This is a genomic window from Mesorhizobium sp. WSM4837, assembly GCF_055811435.1.
The window spans coordinates 87,006-94,484 of the sequence record NZ_JBVVQE010000026.1 but is presented as its reverse complement, the minus strand read 5'-3'; the positions used below and the strand labels follow the sequence as shown (position 1 = coordinate 94,484).

9 protein-coding genes are annotated in these 7,479 nt (G+C 63.4%); 8 read left to right on the top strand and 1 reads right to left on the bottom strand.

Annotated elements, in window-relative coordinates:
* The 5 genes from AC0L3D_RS17390 to AC0L3D_RS17370 form a co-directional block, all read left to right on the top strand.
* Nucleotides 1-218: hypothetical protein (locus tag AC0L3D_RS17390; protein ID WP_473645173.1), on the top strand; the 218-nt coding region annotated here is incomplete at its 5' end.
* A 2-nt stretch (nt 219-220) separates the two neighbouring features.
* Nucleotides 221-1,534: an NAD-dependent dihydropyrimidine dehydrogenase subunit PreA gene (gene preA, locus AC0L3D_RS17385; RefSeq protein WP_287306297.1), complete on the top strand. Its 1,314-nt coding sequence runs from the start codon at nt 221-223 to the stop codon at nt 1,532-1,534.
* Nucleotides 1,535-1,862: 328 nt separating this feature from the next.
* Nucleotides 1,863-2,381 carry an RrF2 family transcriptional regulator gene (locus tag AC0L3D_RS17380; protein WP_473645171.1) on the top strand — a complete coding sequence of 173 codons (519 nt, stop codon included), beginning with the start codon at nt 1,863-1,865 and terminating at the stop codon, nt 2,379-2,381.
* An 11-nt stretch (nt 2,382-2,392) separates the two neighbouring features.
* Complete coding sequence (locus AC0L3D_RS17375) at nt 2,393-2,851, top strand: carboxymuconolactone decarboxylase family protein (RefSeq protein ID WP_236385727.1); 459 nt, start codon at nt 2,393-2,395, stop codon at nt 2,849-2,851.
* A gap of 66 nt (nt 2,852-2,917) precedes the next feature.
* Entirely contained in the window at nt 2,918-3,295 is a 378-nt protein-coding gene (locus tag AC0L3D_RS17370; protein ID WP_287228200.1) for a DoxX family protein, read from the top strand.
* 82 nt (nt 3,296-3,377) lie between these two features.
* Here the strand turns inward: AC0L3D_RS17370 and AC0L3D_RS17365 are convergent, their stop codons facing one another.
* Entirely contained in the window at nt 3,378-4,007 is a 630-nt protein-coding gene (locus AC0L3D_RS17365) for a TetR family transcriptional regulator C-terminal domain-containing protein (protein ID WP_287068273.1), read from the bottom strand.
* A 254-nt stretch (nt 4,008-4,261) separates the two neighbouring features.
* Between AC0L3D_RS17365 and aptA the strand changes: the two genes are divergently transcribed.
* From aptA to AC0L3D_RS17350, 3 genes are all read left to right on the top strand, one after another.
* The gene (gene aptA, locus AC0L3D_RS17360; protein ID WP_473628234.1) at nt 4,262-5,590 is read left to right on the top strand and encodes an omega-aminotransferase AptA; all 1,329 of its coding nucleotides are present in this window, start codon (nt 4,262-4,264) and stop codon (nt 5,588-5,590) included.
* 55 nt (nt 5,591-5,645) lie between these two features.
* A complete protein-coding gene (locus AC0L3D_RS17355; RefSeq protein WP_473628232.1) occupies nt 5,646-6,896 on the top strand; it encodes a Zn-dependent hydrolase in 1,251 nt (416 codons plus the stop codon).
* A gap of 169 nt (nt 6,897-7,065) precedes the next feature.
* On the top strand, nt 7,066-7,431 hold the full coding sequence (locus AC0L3D_RS17350) for an endonuclease domain-containing protein (RefSeq protein WP_473645169.1): 366 nt from the start codon (nt 7,066-7,068) through the stop codon (nt 7,429-7,431).
* The last annotated feature ends 48 nt before the right edge of the window (nt 7,432-7,479 follow it).

The window sequence follows — 7,479 nt, the reverse complement described above, 5'->3', positions numbered from 1 at the left end:
CCCGCCCCCCGCGGGGGGGGGGGGCGGCCGCCCCCCCGCGCCCCGGGGCGCCCCCCCCCCCCCCCCCCCCCCGGCGGGGGCCCCCCCCCCCCCCCCCCGGGGGGGGGGGGGGGGGGGTCCCCCGCGGGCCCCCCCCCCCCCCCGCCGCGCCCCCCGCCGCCCCCCCCCCCGCGGCCGAATCGATCCACCGGGCACTGACCTCGAACGGGAGGGCATGAGCATGGCAGATATCAGAAACAATTTCGTCGGCATCAAATCTCCGAATCCGTTCTGGCTGGCCTCGGCGCCGCCGACCGACAAGGCCTACAATGTCATCCGCGCCTTTAGGGCGGGCTGGGGCGGCGTTGTCTGGAAGACGCTCGGCGAAGAGGGGCCGCCGGTGGTCAATGTCAACGGCCCGCGCTATGGCGCGATCTGGGGCGCCGATCGCCGCCTGCTCGGCTTGAACAACATCGAACTGATCACCGACCGCGACTTGCAGACCAATCTGCGCGAGATCAAGCAGGTCAAGATGGACTGGCCCGACCGCGCCATCGTCGTCTCGCTGATGGTGCCTTGCGAGGAGCATGCGTGGAAGGCGATCCTGCCGGTGGTCGAGGAGACCGGGGCCGACGGCATCGAGCTCAATTTCGGCTGCCCGCACGGCATGTCGGAACGCGGCATGGGTGCCGCCGTCGGCCAGGTGCCGGAATACATCGAAATGGTGGTGCGCTGGTGCAAGGCCAACACCCGCATGCCTGTCATCACCAAGCTGACGCCGAACATCACCGATATACGCAAGCCGGCGCGTGCCGCCCTTGCCGGCGGCACCGACGCGGTGTCGCTGATCAACACCATCAATTCGATCACCGGCGTCAATCTCGATAGTTTCGCACCGGAGCCGACGATCGACGGCAAGGGTTCGCATGGCGGCTATTGCGGTCCGGCGGTGAAGCCGATCGCCATGAACATGGTCGCCGAGATCGCCCGCGATCCGGAAACGCACGGGCTGCCGATCTCCGGCATCGGCGGCATCACCACCTGGCGCGACGCTGCCGAATTCATGGCGCTCGGCGCCGGCAATGTGCAGGTGTGCACGGCGGCGATGACTTATGGCTTCAAGATCGTGCAGGAGATGATCGCCGGCCTGGAAAACTGGATGGACGAGAAGGGCCATGCCTCGCTCGACGACATCGTCGGCCGCGCCACGCCTAACGTCACCGACTGGCAATACCTCAACCTCAATTACGTCGCCAAGGCGCATATCGACCAGGAGGCCTGCATCAAGTGCGGCCGCTGCCACATCGCCTGCGAGGACACCTCGCACCAGGCGATCACCGCAATCGTCGACGGCGTCAGACGTTTCGAGGTGATCGAGGCCGAATGCGTCGGCTGCAACCTCTGCGTCAATGTCTGTCCTGTCGAGAACTGCATCACCATGGAGCCGCTGGCGGCCGGCGTCATCGACCAGCGCACCGGCAGACCGGTGTCGCCGGTCTACGCCAACTGGACGACGCATCCGAACAACCCGATGGCCAAGGTGGCCGCGGAGTAAGTTTCTTCCCGGTCGAAGCGGTTGAATCCTCGAGGTTGGCGCTGCCCCTCATCCGCCTGCCGGCACCTTCTCCCCGTGGACGGGGAGAAGCCCGCTGACCGCGGCCTTGGCTCTCTATTCTGCAACGCTGGAGATTGGCGAAAACGTCGATGCCGGCGTCTTTCTCCCCGTTTACGGGGAGAAATGCCCGGCAGGGCAATGAGGGGCGGCGCCATCGATCGGATGAAATCGCCGTCAGCGCAGCCATCCATAGTCGAGACTCTTAATTTCCTATTGCGGATAAAAATTATCCACGATAAGATATATCCATGAATTGGGACTCAGAAAAATGAAGCTGGGCGAGGGCGTTGAAGCGGCCATCCACTGCGCCGCCATGCTTGCCGGCGTGGAAGGCGCGGCGACCATGCCGGGTGCTGCCATGGCGGAAGCGTTCGGCCTGTCGCCGAGCTATCTGCTCAAGCATCTCAACGCGCTGACGGCGTCGGGCATCCTGGAATCGGTGCCCGGGCCATCGGGCGGTTTCCGGCTGGCGCGGCCGGCGGAGCGCATAACGCTGCTCGACATCGTGCTCGCCGTGGAAGGACGCGAACCGGCCTTCCGCTGCGGCGAAATCCGTCAGCGCGGGCCGGCCAGGCTCGATGCCTCCGCCTATGTCAAACCTTGCGGCATCAGCGTCGCGATGCTGAAGGCCGAGCGCGCCTATCGCGTTGCTCTTGCCGAGGCCCGGCTGTCCGACATCGTTGCCGACTATATGAGCGACGCCGATCCCCGTTCAGTCGCCGCCAACTGCGCCTTTGTCGAGCGCCATCAACGACCGCAGAAATCCAGTTCAACCAAGCAAGCGTGAAGGGTAAGAGAATGAAACAGAGGCTGCAATTCTTCGGCGCGGCGCCGGAAATCATGAAAGCGGTATCGGCGCTCAACAAGGCGGTCGACGAGTGCGGGCTCGAGGCAAGCCTGCTGCATCTGGTCAAGCTGCGGGCGTCGCAGATCAATGGCTGTTCGTATTGCGTCGAGATGCATAGCCGCGAGGCGCGCCGAGATGGCGAGACCGAGCAGCGGCTCTATCTCGTCTCCGCCTGGAAGGAATCGCCGCTGTTTTCCGAGCGCGAACGTGCTGCCTTCGCCTGGACCGACGTGGTGACGAAGATCGCCGACAGCGGCGTGCCGGATGATCTCTATGCAAAAACGCTTGGACACTTCTCGGAAGAGGAACTTGTCAAGCTGTCCGTAGCGATCGGCATGATCAACACCTGGAACCGCCTCTGCGTTCCCTTCCACGCCATTCATCCGGTAGCGGCGGCCAAGGCCGCCTGAGCAGAGGAAACTGGATGCGCGGCCTTAACGCCCCGCGCGTCTCTTTTTGCTTTGGGATCAAGACCCATGTTGTCGAATTTTGAGAATGAGATTCTGGTTGCCGCACGCCTGCTGCTTGGCGGCGCCTTTGTCTTTGCCGGCCTGCGCAACATCCAGAATGCAGGCTTCCTGACCCAGTTGATGACGACGCGAGGCGTGCCGCAGGCGCGGCTGATGCTGTGGCTGGGGATCGTCCTGCAAATCGTATCCGGAGCGCTGGTGATATCAGGTGTCTGGACCGCTGCCGCGGCTCTGTGCCTGGTGCTGTTCCTGATGGTGGCCACGCCGATGTTCCACAATTTCTGGGATCATCAGGGGCCCGAGCGCGCGTCGCGCATCAACGGCTTTGTCGGCAACGTGGCGCTGACTGGAGGTTTCCTGGCGCTGGCGGCGCAGCCGCTTTGAAGGTTCGGTGGCCGCCTCGCGGAGGCAGCCGCCGCAGCCTCTGGCAAACGGTCTCAATCCGTCAAACCCTATTGCTGAAGCGTCAGTTCTTCGGCTTCAGCCCGTCGATGAACAATTGCTCGAGAAACCTTGCAGCATCCTCGAAGCGGCCGTCGCCGCCGCGGTCGGGGCCGAGCACGGCGCGGACCTGAACGTCGAAATCGGCATAGTGCTGCGTCGTCGCCCAGATCGAGAAGATCAGGTGCCAGGGGTCGGTGGGCGCGATCTTGCCGGCGCGCATCCAGCCCTTGATGACGGCGGCCTTCTCGTCGACAAGCGTCTTCAGCTCGCCTTCCAGCATCGGCATGATGCGCGGCGCGCCCTGCAGGATCTCGTTGGCGAACAGTCGGCTTTCCCTGGGGAAGTCGCGCGCCATTTCGAGTTTGCGCCTGATATAGCTGCGCAATTCGGTCAAGGGATCGCCGATGTCGTCGAGTTCGCGCAGCGGCGCCAGCCAGGTGTCGAGAAGCCGCTGCATCAGCGTCTCGTGGATGTCCTCCTTGCGGCGGAAATAGTAGAGCAGGTTCGGCTTCGACATGCCGGCGGCTTCGGCGATCTGGTCGATGGTCGAGCCGCGAAAGCCGTTGGTCGAGAACACCTCGAGCGCCGCCTCCAGGATCAGCTCGCGCTTTTCCTGCTGGATGCGGGTACGGCGAGGAGCGGGAATTTCCATGTCGGCCGTCACTGCGGCATATCCTGGGTTGGAGAGCGATCTGGACCAATTCTCTGGACCAGTTTTTCTCCGGCCTGTGGAGCGCGCCTCAGCTGCCGCATTTCCGCTAGTAATCCCTTGACCGCCGACAGGGCGGTGCTAACGTTTGTCCAATCGGTCAAAATTTGCGTAGCACGAAAACGCAGCAGAGACCAAGTGTCGGGAAGACCAAGCGTTAGCCGCACCGAAACAGGTTACAAGGGGAAGTCTTGGTCATGTCCAACCGGCTGAAAGTCACGCCGAACGATCTCAGCGCATTCTGGATGCCGTTCACGGCAAACCGGCAGTTCAAGCAGGCGCCGCGCATGATGGTGTCCGCCAAGGACATGCATTACACGACGAGCGACGGTCGCACGGTTTTAGACGGCACTGCCGGCCTGTGGTGCGTCAATGCCGGCCACTGCCGGCCGAAGATCACCGATGCGATCCAGAGCCAGGCCGCCGAGCTCGACTATGCGCCGGCGTTCCAGATGGGTCACCCGATCGTCTTCGAATTGGCGAACCGTTTGGTCGACCTGGCGCCGGAGGGCATGGACCACGTGTTCTTCACCAATTCCGGATCGGAATCGGTCGAGACCGCGTTGAAGATGGCGATCGCCTATCACCGCGCCAGAGGCGAGGGCTCGCGCACCCGCCTGATCGGCCGCGAGCGCGGCTATCACGGCGTCAATTTCGGCGGCATCTCGGTCGGCGGCATCGTCACCAACCGCAAGATGTTCGGCACGCTGCTCGGCGGCGTCGACCACATGCCGCACACCCACCTGCCGGAGAAGAATTCGTTCACCAAGGGCGTGCCCGAGCATGGCGCGGAACTGGCCAACGAGTTGGAGCGCATCGTCGCGCTGCACGACGCCTCGACCATCGCGGCCGTTATCGTCGAGCCGGTGGCGGGTTCCACCGGCGTCATCCTGCCGCCGAAGGGCTATCTCGAGAGGCTGCGCGAGATTTGCACCAGGCATGGCATCCTTTTGATCTTCGACGAGGTCATCACCGGCTTCGGCCGTCTCGGCACGCCGTTTGCCGCCGACTATTTCGGCGTCACGCCCGACATCATGACCACCGCCAAGGGCGTCTCCAACGGCGTCATCCCGATGGGCGCGGTGTTCGTCAAGAAGGAAATCCACGACGCCTTCATGACCGGCCCCGAGCATATGATCGAGTTCTTCCACGGCTACACCTATTCGGGCAATCCGATCGCCTGTGCGGCGGCGCTGGGCACGCTCGATACCTATAAGGAAGAGGGCCTGCTCACCCGCGGCCAGGAACTGGCGCCGTATTGGGAAGACGCGCTGCATTCGCTGAAGGGCGAGCCGAACGTCATCGACATCAGAAACATCGGCCTGATCGGTGCGATCGAGTTGGCGCCCATCCCCGGCAGTCCGACCAAGCGTGCCTTCTCGGCTTTTGTGAAAGCGTTCGAGCGCGGCGCGCTGATCCGCACCACCGGCGACATCATCGCGCTGTCGCCGCCGCTGATCATCACCAAGGGCCAGATCAACGAATTGATCGACCATGTGCGTGAAGTGCTGAGGGCGGTGGATTGAGAAACGCGGCGCAGCTTTCCCTGGGGGACGCTGCGCAATCGATGAGGTTTTAGAAATGGCCGCTCCGGGCGAGAATCTGCGAATCAATTCAGACCGTTTGTGGGATTCGATAATGGAGATGGCGAAGATCGGCCCCGGCGTTGCCGGCGGCAACAATCGCCAGACGTTGACCGACGCGGACGGCGAGGGGCGGCAGCTGTTCAAGCGCTGGTGCGAGGCGGCGGGACTTGAAATGGGCCTCGACGAGATGGGCACGATGTTTGCCCGCCGCGAGGGCACCGAGCCCGATCTGCCGCCGGTCTATGTCGGCAGCCATCTCGACACCCAGCCGACCGGCGGCAAGTATGACGGCGTGCTTGGCGTGCTCGGCGGCCTGGAGATCGTGCGCTCGCTCAACGAACTCGGCATCAAGACAAAACATCCGATCGTCGTCACCAACTGGACGAACGAGGAAGGCGCGCGCTTTGCGCCGGCGATGATGGCATCCGGCGTGTTCGCCGGCGTCCTCGACCAGGCCGACGTCTACGAACATGTCGACAAGGACGGCAAGAAATTCGGCGAGGAGCTCGAACGCATCGGCTGGAAAGGCAGCGAGAAAGTCGGTGAGCGCAAGATCCACGCCTTCTTCGAGCTGCATATCGAGCAGGGCCCGATCCTCGAGGACGAGGGCATCGACATCGGCGTCGTCACCCATGGCCAGGGATTGAAATGGCTGCAGGTGACGCTGACCGGCAAGGAGGCGCATACCGGCTCGACGCCGATGCCCAAGCGCCGCAATGCCGGGCTCGGCATGGCGCGGGTGATCGAGCTGGTGCACGAGATCGCCATGGACTACCAGCCCGACGCCGTCGGCGCGGTCGGCCACATGGAAGTCTATCCGAACTCGCGCAACATCATTGCCGGCCGCACCATGTTCACCATCGACATCCGCTCGCCGGAAAAGGAAGTGCTCGACGCCATGGACGGGCGTATTCGCGAAGGCATCGACACGATCTGCGAAGCGCTCGACATCCAATATCAAATCGACCAGGTCGGCCATTTCGATCCGGTGACTTTCGATCCGGGCTGCATCAAGGCTGTGCGGGATGCAGCCGAGCGCCTGGGTTACACGCATCGCAACATCGTCTCCGGCGCCGGCCACGACGCCTGCTGGATCAACCGCGTCGCGCCGACGGCAATGGTGATGTGCCCTTGCGTCGACGGGCTCAGCCACAACGAGGCCGAGGAGATCACCAAGGAATGGGCGGCGGCCGGCGCCGACGTGCTGTTCCACGCAGTGGTGGAGACGGCGGTGATTGTGGAGTGAGACGTCGGCGCTGTACCCCCACCCCTAACCCCTCCCCACAGGGGGGAGGGGGACTGGCAATGCCGGCTCCTCTTCCTGTGGCGAAAGCTTTGATGGGTTCAGCTGTGGTAGTGCGACGAAAAGCCTCCCTCCCCCTTGTGGGGAGGGATTGAGGGTGGGGGTACTCGTCTTGGCACCGAGCGCGATCGATCCAGCCGCCATAAAGCGTGCCAGGGCACTGCGCCGGAACATGACGGATGGTGAACGCAAGCTCTGGTCTGAATTGAAAGAGTTCCGTCGCCTCTACGGCCTGCATGCCAGGAAGCAGGCGCCGATCGGACCTTACATTGCGGACTTCGTGTTACATGAGAAGAACCTCGTCATCGAGGTCGATGGAGAGCATCACTTCACGCCGGAGCAGATGGACAAGGATCGAATACGCGATGCATGGTTTGGCCGACAGGGCTATCGTGTGCTGCGGTTTTCGACAGGAGACCTGGCAAATTCTTTCGACGGTTGCGTCGAGGAGATATTGCGGGAAGTTGGAGTCATGTAGAGGCCGTTCAGGGCTCGATCCCGAACCGATCTAATCAAGCAGGCCGCT

Bases quoted from the DNA above. Each gene is read 5' to 3' on its own strand.
- AC0L3D_RS17375 (WP_236385727.1), top strand. From the start codon at position 2,393: ATGAAACAGAGGCTGCAATTCTTCGGCGCGGCGCCGGAAATCATGAAA.
- AC0L3D_RS17365 (WP_287068273.1), bottom strand. From the start codon at position 4,007: ATGGAAATTCCCGCTCCTCGCCGTACCCGCATCCAGCAGGAAAAGCGC.
- preA (WP_287306297.1), top strand. From the start codon at position 221: ATGGCAGATATCAGAAACAATTTCGTCGGCATCAAATCTCCGAATCCG.
- AC0L3D_RS17370 (WP_287228200.1), top strand. From the start codon at position 2,918: ATGTTGTCGAATTTTGAGAATGAGATTCTGGTTGCCGCACGCCTGCTG.
- AC0L3D_RS17355 (WP_473628232.1), top strand. From the start codon at position 5,646: ATGGCCGCTCCGGGCGAGAATCTGCGAATCAATTCAGACCGTTTGTGG.
- AC0L3D_RS17380 (WP_473645171.1), top strand. From the start codon at position 1,863: ATGAAGCTGGGCGAGGGCGTTGAAGCGGCCATCCACTGCGCCGCCATG.
- aptA (WP_473628234.1), top strand. From the start codon at position 4,262: ATGTCCAACCGGCTGAAAGTCACGCCGAACGATCTCAGCGCATTCTGG.